We start from the raw sequence: 15,863 nt of genomic DNA on the forward strand, positions 1-15,863 counted from the left end.
GGCCTAGCGGTCAGGGAAGGGTTATGGTTAGCGTGGGGGCGCGTGGGGCGAGTTGAATGATGTTTTTGAACGGCGATAGCGCTTGCGCAACAGTCGTGTCGGCATGCCAATTAAGCCCGGCATAGGCCATCAGGCCGAGCAAGGCCAGTACCGATGTGATGACCCAAACAGGGATGTTGCGCTTGATGGCGTTGGCAATGCTGTCCGGGGCGGCCCAGTGGGGGGCGAAGGCGGCGGCCTTTCCTTTGATGTGCGCGATTTGTTCACCAAGCTGAGCAGTAAGGTATTTCAGTTTCTCCGGGCCTTCCAGCAAGTAACGTCCTTTGAAGCCAACGAGCAGGCACATATGGAAAACTTCCAGCGCGTTTATCCGACTGGAGCCGCCATTGCGGGCGGCCTCAAGTTTGTCGAAAAAGTGTTCACCGGCTAGCTGGTCGCCAAAAAGTACCAGTTGCAGCGGTCGACGTTCCCAAATTTCACGAATATTCATTCCCGAAGCGAGAATGGCTTCATCGACCGCGGCGCAGAAAGCGTACTTTGCATCAAAAATGTCTTCGGCATTGAATTTGTGTTTTTTGGCTGCTCGCTCGAATTGATCGAGGAATTTCTGGATGTTGCCGGAGAACTCGTCGCTATCTTTTGGGCTGCTGCGGTTGTTTAGCAGGATGAGCATGTAAAAGCCGTCATATAGCAAATCGACAAGGCTTCGGGCCGGCTGCTCGCTCATTGGCTGCTGGGTATCTGCGCTTGGGGCGATGGAGAAGAGACTGGGGGCGAGGGTCATGGGGTAACGGCAATCATTTCAATTTTGAGGTCGCGGTAACTTTCCGGTGCGTAAATCATTACTGATTGAGCTTTCAGCATCCGCTCATACAACTGGCCGTGTGCATCCAGGGCGAAGTAACAGGCACCGGGGCGAACCGGGATAGGCGCCGGGACTTGTGCCGCATGGGTGAGGCGGACGCCGGACATGGCTGAGAGAACAAGCTTTTCGACATCGTCCGGGGCGCCAATTTTGATCCGTAGCGGAATGGATTCGATGATTTCTGACTGTGGGTGAGATGCAGTAATGGAGAGATAGAACGCTGTTTCGCCGTTGATTTTTTCCGAGTCCAGGTGCCCTGCATAAAAAGCTGGTTTTGGCTGGCTTAGGGCGATTGCGAAATAACGGGTAGAAATGACGGTATCGAGCAATTCACGCAGTATCTGATCGATGCGGGCGAAGCAGGGGCCCGGTTGAAGATGGTCGTAGGTGGGGAGGTCGTTCAGCGAGTGGCCCTTGGAGAATGTCATTAGCCCGCCGGCCAGACGCAGCAGTTCCAGAAACAGGCGCTCCGGAGAACTATCCGGGTTGCGAAAAAGGTGGGTCAAGGTGGCGCAAGCGCTACTGGCTGTGTGCAGGAGCCAGAATGAAGCGATATCGCCGGATCGAAATTCGATGATGTTTTTGGATGGCTCACGGTGAAAGCCATAAAGCGCCTCGACTTTGGCCAGCAGGGCATCAATTTGGCGCCTCAACAGCATGTACAGACCCGGTGAACTGCGCAGACTGGCCGAAGGCGGGATAAATGACGCATCAACCTCGAAGCCATTGCTCGAGGTGCGGCGAATCCGTGCGATAGGTAAAGTTAGAAACTGATCGCGAGGCTCGTTGGATGATTTCAGATGACCAATTTGACTGAGCGTTGAAATATCTGCTTCTGCAGCTTCGGTAAAGAGGTCGGATGTTTCGCGAGGGACGATCAGATAGCGTGCCAGGCCTGAGTCGGACGCGTTTTCGACGCAATTTCCACCGTGCGCGTTGAGTTGGTGCAAGGCGAGGAAAAATTCCGTTGTCCCATCTTCCGAAACTGCCGAGGCAAGGGAGAGCGGCGGAGGTAAAAGATCCGCATCAGGTGCCGTAAAAAAATCCCCGTTGGGGAAAATTACGTCGATTCGGTTGAAGCGGAGAACACCGCTTTTCAGGGACTCAAGGTCAAGATCGAGGTCCCGCACCCCCCAGGCAAATGGATTGGCCGAGAGCATGCTTTTCTTGCTGTGGGCCTCGACGTATGCATCTTGTTGTTGAAAGTGTTGGGGGCGGAGAAATAGTCCCTCACCCCACAGGATTTTTGCATTGTTCATTTTTTCAGGATTGGTACGGATTGCATTGAACGCCTACCAGTGACTGAACGCTCTCAGGACTGATCTCGGCGACCAGGGAGCCCTTGCTGGCGGTGAGTGCGCAAGCGTGGGCGCCAACGGTAATACCCGCACCAAACGAGTTCTTTGTGTCGAATGCGAGTTTCCAGCGATACGAGTAGGGGGTGCGAAACAGCCCGACGACCCCAATCGTTGTCGCATCGCCAGGGACCTTTAGTTGAAGATCATAGGTTTTCCCGGGCAGCACAGTGATTTCGCGAACTGAAATCAATTCTTCGCCGAATGCCTCCTTTTCGCTGTCAGCCGTCGATGTTTGCGGGTAGGTTAGTGTCTTCAGGCGCTCCGGGGAGCGCAGAACATACATTTTCAAGACCAGCGATAGCGGCTTCCCGCTATTGGCCAAATTCAACTGGTCGCCAGCAAATACCCGAACTGACAGGTCGGTCATCTTTTTGCTTGGGTCGCCGCCATCCTTTTTCATCACCCCGGACACCTCGAGCACCATGCCGACTGCACTGCCTGCCATTTGCAGTGCTGACATCGATGCACACCCGGCAAAAAGTGTGCAGAGCAGGGCGAGTGCGAAAAGCGACGGAGATGTAGAAGTTATTCGATTTGCCTTTGTCATGTCGCGGTTTTGTGTATGCGGAATGTCATAAGCATAAATAAACAAGATCAAAATATGCATATGTATTGATTATTGCTGGGGCCGTACTGTACTATTTCAGTTTGATCAAAGCAAACCAATTGGCATTTTATATGCGGAACAAATTTGTGAGGAATGCGTATGTTGCCCCTTGAGAATCTTCGCTATGTTCTTGTTTTAGTTCTAATTGCTGCTTTGTCTGGGTGTGCGACCAATAGTGCCCCGATGAGCCAAGATGAATTTCTGGCTGCGATGGATAAGTCAAGTCTTAGCGTTGACTCGCTGCTAAGCAAAGGGAATCAGGAGGAGGCGGTAAAAGTCCTTGGTGAATTGGCCAAGAAAAATCCCGGACGCAAAGAACCTTGGGTACGTATGGCAAAGGTTTATTTCGATGCCGAGAACTATGCGCAGGCGATCATTGCATCCGAAGAGGCCCTGCAGCGCGATACGACAGACCGTACTGCGAAAAGTATTAGAGCTGTTTCTGGATTGCGGGTCGCTACGCAGTCGTTGTTCGATCTGCGTAGTGATGTCGAGTTGAAGGGGAATGCCCGCTCCGATGCGGTTGGCCTGGCAAAAGTGATGCGGGAGACGCTGGGCGAGGATGTCTTGGTACCCCCGGCTGAGCTTGAGGCCAGGAGGAAGAGGGAGGCCGCCATGCGGGCAAAGCCTCGCCCGGTTCCAAAGAAAGCAGATGGAACGAGCGATGCGGCACCCGCGCCAGCGTCATCGGGGGCCAATCCGTTCAGCGTGTTGAGGTAATTCGCTGGAGCAGATCCATTTTTGTCCAGGAGCCGTTGGGCTGGATGGCTCCGCGTAGTTGTTTTGAATATCCATTCGGGAGAAGTGTTGTGGCGAAAAAAGAGAGTGTTCAAAAGCGCCTGCAGAGGGTTCGTCCGCCGCGCGTTCAGTTGACCTATGACGTCGAGATCGGAGATGCACTTGAAGTCAAGGAGTTGCCGTTTGTGGTGGGCGTTCTCGGTGACTTTGCCGCGCAGTCCAAGGAGCCACAGGGCAAGGTGCGCGACCGCAAGTTCGTGAATGTCGATATGGATAATTTCGATGACGTCATGGAGGCCATGGCGCCACGTACAAGTTTTCGCGTGAAGAACCGTCTGGCTCATGACGGTGGCGAGATGGGAGTCGATATCCAGTTTGAAAAATTCGAGGATTTTCGGCCAGAGTCCGTTGTTCAACAGGTCGAACCGTTGCGCAAGCTTCAGGAGGCTCGCGCCAAACTGGCCGACCTGCGTAACAAGCTTGCCGGCAATGAAAAACTTGAGGATCTGCTCAACGATGTCCTGAACAGCACCGAGCAACTACACAGCCTCGGCGGCCAGAAGAAGGAAGGGGAACTGCAATGAGCGTTCAGCAGGCGGTGATGAGCGATGTCGGTCATGTTCGGGAATCCGGTCTTCTTGATCAGATCATCGAAGAGAGCCGTGTCGCGCAATCCGATCAGGAAAAGAACCGGGCGCGGGACATCATCAGCGAACTAGTCAATCAGGTTCTCGACGGAGAAGTAATCGTTTCCGAAAATTTGGCGGCATCGCTCGATGCCCGGGTGGCGGAACTGGATCGCCTGATTTCTGAGCAGTTGAGCGAAGTCATGCATGCGCCGGAGTTCCAGGCGCTGGAAAGTGCTTGGACCGGTTTGCATTACCTGTGCAAGCAAACCTCAACCGGGCAGCAATTGAAGATCAAACTCTTCAATGCCTCCAAGCGTGAACTGGTCAAGGATTTCAAATCGGCTATCGATTTCGATCAGAGTGCGCTGTTCAAGAAGGTCTATGAGGAAGAGTTCGGTACCTTCGGGGGGGCGCCCTTTGGGACCTTGATCGGCCAGTTCGAACTGAGCCGCCAGCCCGAAGATATGTATTTCATCGAACAGATGTCACATATCGCCGCTGCCTCACACGCCCCCTTCATTGCCGCAGCATCGCCCCAGCTCTTTGGTCTGGACTCCTACACCGAGCTCGGCAAGCCGCGGGATATGGGAAAAGTGTTCGATACCGTCGAATACGCCAAGTGGAAATCGTTCCGCGAGTCGGAGGATTCACGCTATGTCGGTCTTGCTTTGCCCCGTTTTCTTGGGCGCCTGCCTTACAACCCGATTGATGGCGAGGTAACTGAAGGCTTCAATTTCGTTGAAGAAGTTGATGGCACGAATCACGACAAGTACCTGTGGTGTAACGCCGCCTTTGCCTTCGCCGCCCGCCTGACCACCGCCTTCGAAAACTATGGCTGGTGTGCTGCCATACGTGGCGTTGAGGGCGGCGGTCTGGTTGAGGACCTGCCGACCCATACATTCCGCACCGATGATGGCGAAGTGGCACTCAAGTGCCCGACGGAAATTTCGATTACCGACCGTCGCGAAAAGGAATTGAGCGACCTCGGCTTCATCCCGCTGGTCCATTGCAAGAACACCGACTACGCCGCCTTCTTTGGTGCCCAGTCGGCCCAGAAGCCAAAGAAATACGACACCGACTCCGCCAACGCCAATGCTTCCTTGTCGGCGCAGTTGCAATACATGTTCGCGGTGTCGCGCATTGCGCATTACATGAAGGCCATGATGCGCGACAAGATTGGCAGCTTTGCTTCGGCGGCCAATGTGCAGAACTACCTGCAGCGCTGGATCGATCAGTACGTGACGGCAGACGATTCCGCGTCACAGGAAACCAAGGCGCAGTTCCCGCTACGGGAAGCGTCAGTCGAAGTCAGCGAAGTGCCCGGACGGCCCGGTGTCTATCGGGCCGTGTCGTTCATTCGGCCGCACTTCCAGCTTGACGAACTCTCGGTGTCTTTGCGTTTGGTCGCCGAGTTGCCGCAATCCGGCAAAAACTGATGGTCTCTAACATTCAAGGAGAAAGCACGAAATGAAGGATATTTACGTTGAGTTCAAGGGCAGCGACATCAAGGGGGACTCCCGCGATGCCAAGCACAAGGATACGGTCGAGGTCTATAGCTGGAGCCATTCGATGCGCCAGCCGAAATCGGCGACCGCGTCAGCCGCCGGCGGTCATACTGCCGAGCGGGTCGAACATGGCGAGATGATTTTCACCAAGGATATCGACGGTTCCAGCCCGAAGCTCTACCAGGCCTGTTCCTCCGGCCTCGTGGTCAGTGACGTGATCATTTATTTCTATCGTGCTTTCGGCGGTCAGAACACGACCGGCAACCCGTCGGCCACCCAGAATCGTCACCAATACCTGAAGATCGAACTGAAAAACGTCATCATCGCTTCGGTTTCTCCGGCAGTTGATGAGGAAGGCATTCCCAAGGAAAGCTTCTCGCTGAAATACTCGGCCGTGAAGTGGACCTACGACGAGCTGAATATCGATGGCACCAAGTCCGGCAAGGTCAATATCCAGGGCGCCTGGAATCTGGCCAAGAACACGCCGAACCTGACCTGATCGCATCTTTGTAGAGAAATCCGGCGGAAACGAGTTTCCGCCGTTTTTTATGATCAAGGGTTTCGAGCCTTCCCTCTTTGACAAACTTTTCGACGACCTGCCGGTCGGCGCGGCACGGCGTCGTCTGTCGCTCGAACAACTGAAAGACTCAGTTGCCCGTGATCTGGAAGCACTTTTGAATACCCGAGTCATCCTTGATGAAGGATTTGATCAGGCCTTTCCCTTGGCCGTACGTTCGGTCGCTGGTTTCGGCCTGGCCGATTTCGCCGGGCTAAGTCTGGCGAACGTGCATGACCGGCGGCGAATCTGTGCCTCGATCGAGGCGGCGATTGCCGCCCATGAGCCTCGTCTGCGCGAGGTTCGCGTTGATCTTGAATTGCATCGCAAGACGGTGAACGCCCTCTATTTTTCAATCAATGCGGTACTTGTGGTCCGCCCGGCGCAGGAGCCGGTCAGTTTCGACGCGCTGCTGCAACCGACCAGTCTGCAGTATTCCGTTACCCGGCATCGGCCGCGGCTGGGAGCCTAATTGGAAGACCTGCTGCCTTATTACGAACGCGAACTGGCCTTTCTGCGCCAGCATTCCCGCGAGTTTGCCGAGCGTTACCCCAAGCTTGCCGCCCAGTTATTGCTGTCGGGCGAAGGCTGCGATGACCCGCATGTCGAACGGATGATCCAGTCGTTCGCGCTATTGACGGCGCGCGTCTCGAAAAAGCTGGAAGACAGCTATCCGCAATTCACCGAAGCCTTGTTGAATGTGCTGTATCCGCACTATTTGCGTCCTTTCCCGAGTTGCTCGATCGCCCATTTCGAACATGCGGCAGGAGATCTGTCGTCGATAGCGAGCGTCAAGCGGGGCACCGAACTGCAGTCGAGGCCAATCAAGGGGGCGGCCTGCAAGTTCAGGACAGCCTGGGATGTTGAACTGGCCCCGGTAACGATTGGCGAGCTTTCATTCGATCCAATCGCCAGTGCACCCAGCGAGGTTCGCCTGCCGGTGGGCTGCAATGCCATTCTCTCCTTTGCGCTGTCGTTGCGCGGAGCCAATATCGAAGCCGGCTTTCAGAAAGTGGACCGGTTGCGGGTCTATATCGACGCCGAACCCTCGGTGGCTTCGGCACTGCGTGATGCCTTGTTCTTGCGTACGCTCAAGGTCTATGCGACCGGGGCCGATCAACGCTGGCGCATTGCGCGTGCTGGACTGATCGGCGAAGTCGGCTTTGCCGATGACGAAAGCCTGATCGAAATGCCGGATACGGCGCACGGTGCCTATCGTTATCTGACCGAATATTTCTGCTTTCCCGAGAAATTCAATTTTTTCGACATCTGCATGGCGGATATTCCGTCCGGACTGCTCGCTGAAGGAAAAATTACACTGCATATTGCGCTGGGAGATCTGCGCGCGGACAGCGATGCCTCCCGCTTGCTGCAAACACTGAGCGCACAAAATCTCCGCCTGGGCTGCGTACCGGTGGTCAATCTGTTCGCCCAGCGCGGCGATCCGATCCGGATCAGCAACCGGCAGACAGCCTACCCGGTGGTCGCGGACGGCCGGCGGGCCTATGCCTATGATGTCTATTCGATCGACTCGGTGCGGCGTGTCCGGCAAACGCCGCACGGTGAGTCGATCACCGAGTTCCGCGCCTTTTTCTCGCTGCGCCATGGCGAAACGCCGGAGCGCAACGGTTATTACTGGTATGCCCAGCGCGATCACATGGTGGCCGAGACCAGCCCGGGCTATGAAACCTCGCTGTCGATCGTTGATGCCGATTTCGACCCGGTACAACCGAAGACCGACGTCCTCAGCCTGCAACTGACCTGTACCAATCGCGATCTGCCGACCCTGATGTCGGTCGGCCTGCCTTCCGGCGACCTCTTTCTCGAGGGCGGCTCCAGCGTACGCGCCATCAAGCTGTTGAGAAAACCCAGCCAGCCCTGTCGTTTTGATCATCGGCGCGATGGGCAGTGGCGCATCATCTCGCACCTCTCGCTCAACCACCTGTCGTTGTCCGGCAATGGGCTGGCTGCCTTCCAGGAAATGCTGGCCCTCTACGATTTGCCGCGGACCGCCGCCAGCCGGCGTCAGATCGAAGGTGTCCTGGGTATCGAGCAGCGCGACAAAACGCAATGGATGGCCGGCAAGCCGTTTGCCTGCTTCATCCGTGGACAAGAGGTTCGGCTGACCATCGACGAATCGAGTTTCGTGGGCAGCGGCCTTGATGTCTTCGCACGCTGTATCGACCGTTTTCTTGGCCTTTACGTCAGCCTGAACAGCTTCATCCAGCTGGTGGTGATCTCGAAACGAACCGGAGAGGAACTGATCCGATGCGCACCCCGCAACGGCGACTCGATCCTGGTCTAGTCGAGCACAGCCTGCAGGCACCCGAGCGCTACGAGTTTTTCCAGCTCGTGCGTCTCTATGAGATTTATTTCCACAAAGATGTCCGGGGCGGCGGGGCCAATATCGTCAGCGAGCGGATACGTTTTCGCAATTCGCTGCGCCTCGGCTTTGCTCCGAGCCAGGTGGATGCCATGCTCCCCGCTTACCGGAAAGACGAGGCGGGGTTGGAAACCGGCGAGCTGGAGCGGGTTGCCATCACGCCAAGTTTCATCGGCATGCTGGGCGTCAATGGCACCTTGCCGATCCACTATACCGAGCAGGTCATCAACCATGAGCGCTTCAAGCGCGATGAATCGGGCCGGGCTTTCCTCGACTTGTTCAGCAACCGGGCGGTCGGGCATTTTTACCGCGCCTGGAAAAAGTACAAGCTGGCCATCCAGTACGAGACGGATCGCCAGAATCGCTTTTTACCGCTTGTCCTGGCGCTGACCGGGCTGGGTTTTGATTCGCTGCGCACCCGCCTGAACGAGGCGCCGGGGGCGATCGATGATGAGTCGATCGCCTATTTTGCCGGCCTGCTGCGCCAGCGCCCGGTTTCTGCCGAGTCACTGCAGCGGGTGATTGGCGGTTACTTCCGGGAAGTGGTCGAGGTCGAGCAATTCGTCGGCAGTTGGTATGCCGTACCGGCCGATCAGCGCTCCGCGCTGGGCACGCGCAACATGGCACTGGGCGGCAGTTTGCTGCTCGGTGAGCGGGTCTGGCAACGCAATCTGCGCATCCGCATTCACATTGGCCCCCTGTGCCACGAGCGCTATATGGCCTTCCTGCCCCAAGGCGAACTGGCCGCCGCACTGGAAAAGCTGCTGACGCTGGCCACCGGCGGCCAGTTCGAGTACGAAATCTGTCCCATCCTGCGTGCGGCTGATGCCAAACCAGCAGGGCTTTCGGCCAGCAAGGGCTGCCGCCTCGGCTACGACAGTTTCGTGCTGACCCGCCCAGCCAGCGTCGACCGCAGCGATACCCGCTATCTCACCCATTTCACTCACTAATCACGAAGCAAAGCGATGAGCACCTCACTGAAGACGTTGATCAGCAAACTGAACAGTACCTGCCGCCAGGCGGCTGAACGTGCAGCCAGCCTGTGCATGGCGCGCAGCAATTACGAGGTTGATCTGGAACATCTGTTGATGGCGCTCCTCGAGCAACCCGGCAACGACCTGCAGGTGATCGGCAAGCGTTGCGGGATCAGTCAGACCGGCCTGGAACGCGAATTGAGCCAGGAAATCGACCGCTTCAAGAGCGGCAATACCCGGACGCCGGTTTTCTCGACGCATATTCTCAAATTGTTCGAACAGGCCTGGCTGCTCGCCTCGCTGGATGCCCGCCTGCCGCGGATACGCTCCGGCCATTTGTTGCTGGCCCTGCTGACCGAGCCGGAGCTATCCCAACTGGCTTTCCGTGGTTCGAAACTGCTGGCCAAGGTCCGGCTGGACGAGTTGAAGCATAATTTTGACGCGATGACCGAAGGTTCGGCCGAAGCGACCGAACTGGCCGGCATGGCAGCGGCGGAGGGGGGAGAAGAGGGGGGCGACCCCTTGCTCGTCAGCAGCGCGCATGCCGGCAAGACACCGGCTCTCGACCAGTTCACCACCAACCTGACGCAGCGGGCGCGGGAGGGCAAAGTCGATCCGGTTATCGGCCGTGATGGCGAAATCAGGCAGGTGATCGATATCCTCATGCGGCGCCGACAGAACAATCCGATCCTGACCGGTGAGGCCGGCGTCGGCAAAACCGCAGTCGTCGAAGGGCTGGCCTTGCGGATCGCCATTGACGACGTGCCGCCACCGCTGCTCGGCGTCGAACTGCACACGCTCGACATGGGGCTGTTGCAGGCCGGGGCGAGCGTCAAGGGCGAGTTTGAAAACCGCCTTAAAAATGTTATCGACGAGGTCAAGAAGAGCCCGAAGCCGATCATCCTCTTCATCGACGAGGCGCACACGATGATCGGCGCCGGCGGCCAGTCCGGGCAGAACGATGCGGCCAACCTGCTCAAGCCGGCCCTGGCCCGCGGCGAGTTGCGCACGGTGGCGGCGACGACCTGGGCCGAATACAAGAAGTATTTCGAGAAGGATGCGGCGCTGGCCCGCCGTTTTCAGGTGGTCAAGGTTGAGGAGCCGAGCGAGGTCCTGGCCTCGGCCATGCTGCGCGGCATGGTGCCCTTGATGGAAAAGCACTTTGCGATTCGGGTTCTGGACGAGGCGGTGACCGAGGCGGTGCGCCTGTCGCATCGTTACATCAGCGGTCGGCAATTGCCGGACAAGGCGATCAGCGTCCTTGATACGGCGTGCGCCAAGGTGGCCCTCGGCCAGAGTGCGACGCCGGCCCTGATCGACGAAGCTGACAAGCGCCTGCTGCGCGAGCGCGCCGAACTGGCCGCCCTGGAGCGCGAGGCAGCCAGTGGCGCCTGGCACGATACGCGGATCAAGGAGTTGAAGGCGCAGATGGCGGTCGTCGAGTCCGATCTGGCGATCTTCAAAACCCGCTTTGATGAGGAAAAAGCGCTGGTCAGCCGGATTCTGGAACTGCGTGGCGCACTGGAAAACGATAGTCCTGCGGTCGACCTGCCGGAAAAGGCAAAAACCAAGGGGCGCAAGAAAGAGGCGGCGGCCGGCGACGGCGAACTGGACAAGGCGCTGGCCCGCCTGCGCGAGTTGCAAGGCGAGTCGCCGATGGTGCCGTTGCAGGTCGATGGCCATGTGGTGGCCGAGATCATTGCCGCGTGGACCGGCATTCCGCTGGGCAAGATGGTCAAGGACGAGATCAAGACCGTACTCAACCTGAAACCCTTGCTGCAGGAACGGGTGATCGGCCAGGACCATGCGCTCGAAGCGGTTGCCCAGCGGGTGCGGACGGCCCGGGCCAATCTCGAAGATCCGAACAAGCCGAAGGGGGTTTTCATGTTTGCCGGCCCGTCCGGCGTCGGCAAGACCGAAACGGCCCTGGCGCTGGCCGACATCCTGTACGGCGGCGAGCGAAAACTGGTCACCATCAACATGAGCGAGTACCAGGAGGCGCATTCGGTGTCCGGCCTCAAGGGCTCGCCGCCGGGCTATGTCGGCTATGGCGAAGGCGGTGTGCTGACCGAAGCGGTCCGCCGTAACCCGTACAGCGTGGTCTTGCTCGATGAAGTCGAAAAGGCGCATCCCGATGTGCTCGAGCTGTTCTTCCAGGTCTTTGACAAGGGCGTGCTCGATGATGCCGAAGGTCGTGAAATCGACTTCCGCAATACGCTGATCATCCTGACCAGCAACGTCGGCTCGACCCAGATCATGCAGGCTTGCCTGAACAAGCCGGCGGCGGAACTGCCGGCCGCCGATGCGCTGGCCGACGCCTTGCGCCCGGTGCTATTCAAGTCGTTCAAGCCGGCCTTCCTCGGGCGCATGAAGGTCGTCCCGTATTACCCGATTTCGGACGAGGTGCTGGTCAGCATCATCGAACTCAAGCTGGGCCGCATCCGCGACCGTATCGCCGCCAACCACAAGGCCGAGTTCGTCTGGGACGACAAGCTGGTCGAAGCGGTGCTGGCCCGTTGCACGGAGGTCGATTCGGGGGCGCGCAACGTCGATCACATTCTCAACGGCACGCTGTTGCCCGAAATTGCCGAAGTCGTGCTCGCCCGCATGGCAGACGGCGCGGCCGTCGAGCGCATCAAGGTCGGGGCCGGCAAGAACGGTGAATTCAAGTACGCCATCAAGTAAATCGCGATTTCCGACCACTATCCGGAGGCTCACGCATGCTCAATCTGAACTATGCCAATTTTGCCAATGCTTACCGGCGCTACGCTGCGCTAGAGACGGACAGCTTGTTCAACAGCCTGGGCTGGGCCGAGAAGGCGGGAACGCCCGGCTATGTCCGCAACGGGGCGGTGCTGACTAGCCTGGCCCTATTGAGCGGCGGGGCGCCGGTCTGCGGCTCGCTGCGGATAGAGGCTGGTCCGTTGGCTGGCCGCAAGGTCTGTCATGGCGCCAATCGGCTGGCCGAGTGGCTTGCCGTGCGCCATGCCGCACCGGAAATCATGCCGCTCGAAAAAGGCATGGCCGAGGTCTGCTACGCACTGTTCGGCCGGCGCGGCATCGTTGCTTTTATTCAGGGCAGCGGGCCGCAAGGTGGTTCGATGGCGCTGCTCGATGGCCGTAATGCCGGGCCGGTCTGTGCTGCCGCCGAAGGCAAGCACCCGCTTGAAGTTCGCTTCTGGGCGCTCTCCTGAGTCGCCGCCCGCGCTTTTTGCCCCATTTCACTCGTTGACCGCAGGAACATGAACAGCATCCTTGATTTGATCGCCGGCGGCGCCGGCTGGCGCCAGAGCGACCGGCTCCTGACCCTGAGCACGCCGGCCGGTGCGAATGCCCTGTTGGCCGAAACGGCACGCATCGACGAAGCCCTCGGCCCGCTGGCCGAGCATGCCGGTTTTCGCATCGAACTGACGGTGTTGTCGAGCAATGCCCAGCAGTCCTTGACGGCGCTCCTTGGCCAGCCGGCCCGGCTCGATCTGCAAACCGCCGCCTCGCGGACCACGCTGCGTCCCTTTCACGGCCACATCACGCAAGTCACCCGCCTTGGCGCCAACGGCGGCTTTGCTCGTTACCAGCTTACCCTTGAACCCTGGCTGGCCTTCCTCGGGCACAACCAGGACAACTACCTGTTTCAGGACAAGAGCGTCGTGGAAATCATCGACGAATTGCTCGAAGACTGGAAAGGGCAGGGCAAGCTTGTTCCCGAGTGGCGCTGGACTTTGGCCGATGCCGCTGCTTACCCCAAGCGCGGCATGACCGTGCAATATCGCGAAAGCGATCTCGCCTTCCTGAAACGCCTGCTCGCCGAAGAAGGGCTCTTTTGCTGGTTCGAGCACAAGGCCGATACGGGCGGCAACCTGGGTAGCCACACGCTGGTCATCGGCGACCATAATGGCGTGTTCGTCGACAATGCCCAGCCCCGCATCCGCTATACCCAGGCCGGCGCCACCCTCGCAGAGGACAGCCTCGACCGCTGGTACGGCCTGCGTCAGCTCGACACCAGCGAGAGCAAGGCGAGCAGTTGGGATTACCGGGCGCTCTCAAGCCGCCCGCAAAGTGCCGCCAGCACGGTGAACAATGGTGCCGTGCCGCGCACCGTGGCCTGGCATGACCCCGGTCAATATGCCTGGCAGAACGCCGCCCACGGCGAGCGCATGTTGAACAACCAGCGTCAGGCGATCGATGCGCGCCTGAAGCAGTTTCATGGCGAAGGCAGCGTCCGCTCCGCCGCGCCGGGGACTACCTTCCTGCTGGCCGATCACCCGGAACACGACCGGGATACGGCGGAGCAGCGCCGCTTCCTGATCACCGCCATCACCCACCACGCCCGCAATAATCTCGGTGAGACCCGAATCGGGATGATGCCTGCGGTCGACACGCAAAAAAACACAAAAACCAAAGATGAGACGGTCGATCTCTATCGCAACCAGATCACCGCCATCCGCGCCAGCCTGCCCTGGCGTCCGCTGCTCTCCGACAGCCATGGCCGCATGATCCATCCGCGGCCGACCATCAACGGCACATCGACCGCCATCGTCGTCGGCAATGGCCAGCCGACCCATACCGACCGCGACTTGCGCGTCCGCGTCCAGTTTCCGTGGCAACGCGGCGCCCAGTCCGCCGCTCGCCGCGAGCATCCGACCGGCGCCGAGAACGCCCCGGCCAGCGAGACACTGGGTGTCTGGTTGCGGGTGATGACCCCGGTCGCCGGCGGCAACTGGGGCGGCCACCTGACACCGCGGCCGGGACAGGAGGTTCTCGTCGCCTTCCAGAACGGCAACATCGACCGCCCGATCATCATTGGCAGCGTCTATAACGGGCAGGGCAGTCGCGATGCCCAAGGCAACCAGTTGGGCAGCGGCACCATGCAAGCCAGTGCCAATGCCCCCGCCTTATTCGCCGGCCAGGAGGCCGACCCTCATCGCCACGGCGCCAGCCTGTCCGGCCTGAAAAGCCAGCAACTCGACAGCAGCCGCAGCGGTCAGGGCGGCTACAACCAGCTCATCTTCGACGACACGCCCGGCGAGTCGCGCATCGAACTCGGCACCAGCGAATACCGGAGCAGCCTGCAACTCGGTCATCTCAAACAACAAAACGACAACGCCCGCCTCAACAATCGCGGCCATGGCGCCGAACTCGCGACGCAGGCCTCAACGGCTCTCCGCGCCGGCAATGGCCTGCTGATCAGTGCCGATGCCCGCGCCAACGCCAGCAGCAGCCAACTCGACAGTCGTGAAGCGATTAGCCAGACCGAGCAGGCCCAAAGCCTCAGCCAAAGCCTGAGCGAGGTCGCCGCCAAGCAAAATGCCGCTCTCAAAGGCGATCTGCAAGCCGACCAGCTTCCTGCGGTGGACGCACTCAAACACTCGATTTCCGTACTCGGCGCTACAGCCAGCAAAGGCAGCACGGCCGCCAGTAACGGCAGCATCAAAACCGTCGAGGGCGGCACCGGCACCGTGCCCGCCTGGAGCGAACCACGCCTCCAATACAGCGCGCCGGCCGGCATCGCCCAACTCACCCCGAAAAGCCATATTCTGGCCGCCGGAAAAAACCTCAGCATCGCCAGCGGCCAGGACAGCAACCTGATCGCCCAGGGCAACCACAGCCTGGCGGTGAAAGACGGCATCGCGCTGTTTACCGTTGGCAAGGCCAGCGACCCAAAGAAACCGAACATCGAAACCGGGATCCACCTGCACGCCGCCAGCGGCAAGGTCAGCCTGCAAAGCCAAAGCGGGAAAACTACCGCCGCCGCCGACAAGAAAGTGACTTTCGCCAGCACCAACGGCAGCCTAAATGCCAGCGCCAAACAGAAATTCCTCGCTACCGCCCAAGGGGCCTACCTGAAGATCGAAGGCGGGAATATCGAATTGCATGCCCCGGGCAAGGTGGAGTTCAAGGCGAGCAAGAAGGATTGGACCGGGCCGAAGAGTGCAGCAGTGGAGTTGCCGAGTTCCCCCGCTGCAAACGAACTAAATTGGGTTCAAAGCGAGGCGAGTGAACGTTCAACCTATAGTCAGCGCATCAATGTCGCAGGATTAATTGGTGGCGACCCTGAAAGTGGTTCGTTGTATGCGGCAATGCCTTACGAGGCATACAACGAACAAGGACAAAAAATCGCAGCCGGACAATTGAGCGCAGACGGCACAACCGGCGACATTTTCACCTCAAAGGCGGAGAAAGTGAAGGTCGTCATTTCCCAAGGTGACTGGCTTTTCTTCCAGGACGTGAATCATCTCTAAGTAACGACA

Annotated in this window: 13 protein-coding genes; 10 read left to right on the forward strand and 3 right to left on the reverse strand. The window is 58.9% G+C overall.

Annotation, left to right across the window (positions count from 1 at the left end; genetic code table 11):
* Positions 1-10: 10 nt before the first annotated feature.
* From icmH to tssJ, 3 genes are read right to left on the reverse strand one after another with little or no spacing between them, the layout of a single operon-like run.
* Entirely contained in the window at positions 11-784 is a 774-nt protein-coding gene (gene icmH, locus GH663_RS11665) for a type IVB secretion system protein IcmH/DotU (protein ID WP_153131910.1), read from the reverse strand.
* Complete coding sequence (gene tssK / locus GH663_RS11670; RefSeq protein ID WP_153131911.1) at positions 781-2,124, reverse strand: type VI secretion system baseplate subunit TssK; 1,344 nt, start codon at positions 2,122-2,124, stop codon at positions 781-783. Before tssK ends, icmH begins: the two co-directional genes overlap by 4 nt.
* A gap of 4 nt (positions 2,125-2,128) precedes the next feature.
* On the reverse strand, positions 2,129-2,830 hold the full coding sequence (gene tssJ, locus GH663_RS11675) for a type VI secretion system lipoprotein TssJ (protein ID WP_153131912.1): 702 nt from the start codon (positions 2,828-2,830) through the stop codon (positions 2,129-2,131).
* A 99-nt stretch (positions 2,831-2,929) separates the two neighbouring features.
* On the opposite strand from tssJ, the gene GH663_RS11680 reads away from it, so the two are divergent.
* From GH663_RS11680 to GH663_RS11725, 10 genes are all read left to right on the forward strand, one after another.
* Complete coding sequence (locus GH663_RS11680; protein ID WP_153131913.1) at positions 2,930-3,550, forward strand: tetratricopeptide repeat protein; 621 nt, start codon at positions 2,930-2,932, stop codon at positions 3,548-3,550.
* 89 nt (positions 3,551-3,639) lie between these two features.
* Positions 3,640-4,152 carry a type VI secretion system contractile sheath small subunit gene (gene tssB, locus GH663_RS11685; protein WP_153131914.1) on the forward strand — a complete coding sequence of 171 codons (513 nt, stop codon included), beginning with the start codon at positions 3,640-3,642 and terminating at the stop codon, positions 4,150-4,152.
* Positions 4,149-5,633 (forward strand): type VI secretion system contractile sheath large subunit, encoded by a 1,485-nt coding sequence (gene tssC / locus GH663_RS11690; protein ID WP_153131915.1) that lies wholly within the window; start codon positions 4,149-4,151, stop codon positions 5,631-5,633. Before tssB ends, tssC begins: the two co-directional genes overlap by 4 nt.
* 31 nt (positions 5,634-5,664) lie before the next feature.
* The gene (locus GH663_RS11695) at positions 5,665-6,201 is read left to right on the forward strand and encodes an Hcp family type VI secretion system effector (protein ID WP_066881473.1); all 537 of its coding nucleotides are present in this window, start codon (positions 5,665-5,667) and stop codon (positions 6,199-6,201) included.
* Between the two features lie 49 nt (positions 6,202-6,250).
* Positions 6,251-6,730 (forward strand): type VI secretion system baseplate subunit TssE, encoded by a 480-nt coding sequence (gene tssE, locus GH663_RS11700; RefSeq protein ID WP_088178944.1) that lies wholly within the window; start codon positions 6,251-6,253, stop codon positions 6,728-6,730.
* Positions 6,731-8,563 carry a type VI secretion system baseplate subunit TssF gene (gene tssF, locus GH663_RS11705; RefSeq protein ID WP_153131916.1) on the forward strand — a complete coding sequence of 611 codons (1,833 nt, stop codon included), beginning with the start codon at positions 6,731-6,733 and terminating at the stop codon, positions 8,561-8,563.
* Positions 8,527-9,591: a type VI secretion system baseplate subunit TssG gene (gene tssG, locus GH663_RS11710; protein WP_153131917.1), complete on the forward strand. Its 1,065-nt coding sequence runs from the start codon at positions 8,527-8,529 to the stop codon at positions 9,589-9,591. The genes tssF and tssG overlap by 37 nt, the downstream gene beginning before the upstream one ends.
* A gap of 15 nt (positions 9,592-9,606) precedes the next feature.
* Positions 9,607-12,300, forward strand: a complete 2,694-nt coding sequence (gene tssH, locus GH663_RS11715; RefSeq protein ID WP_153131918.1) for a type VI secretion system ATPase TssH — start codon at positions 9,607-9,609, stop codon at positions 12,298-12,300.
* 35 nt (positions 12,301-12,335) lie between these two features.
* Positions 12,336-12,809 carry a hypothetical protein gene (locus GH663_RS11720; RefSeq protein ID WP_153131919.1) on the forward strand — a complete coding sequence of 158 codons (474 nt, stop codon included), beginning with the start codon at positions 12,336-12,338 and terminating at the stop codon, positions 12,807-12,809.
* 48 nt (positions 12,810-12,857) lie between these two features.
* Positions 12,858-15,854, forward strand: coding sequence for a type VI secretion system Vgr family protein (locus GH663_RS11725; RefSeq protein ID WP_153131920.1), 2,997 nt, complete (start codon positions 12,858-12,860; stop codon positions 15,852-15,854).
* The last annotated feature ends 9 nt before the right edge of the window (positions 15,855-15,863 follow it).

The organism is Dechloromonas hortensis, from assembly GCF_009469765.1.
In the GTDB taxonomy this organism is placed as follows: domain Bacteria; phylum Pseudomonadota; class Gammaproteobacteria; order Burkholderiales; family Rhodocyclaceae; genus Azonexus; species Azonexus hortensis.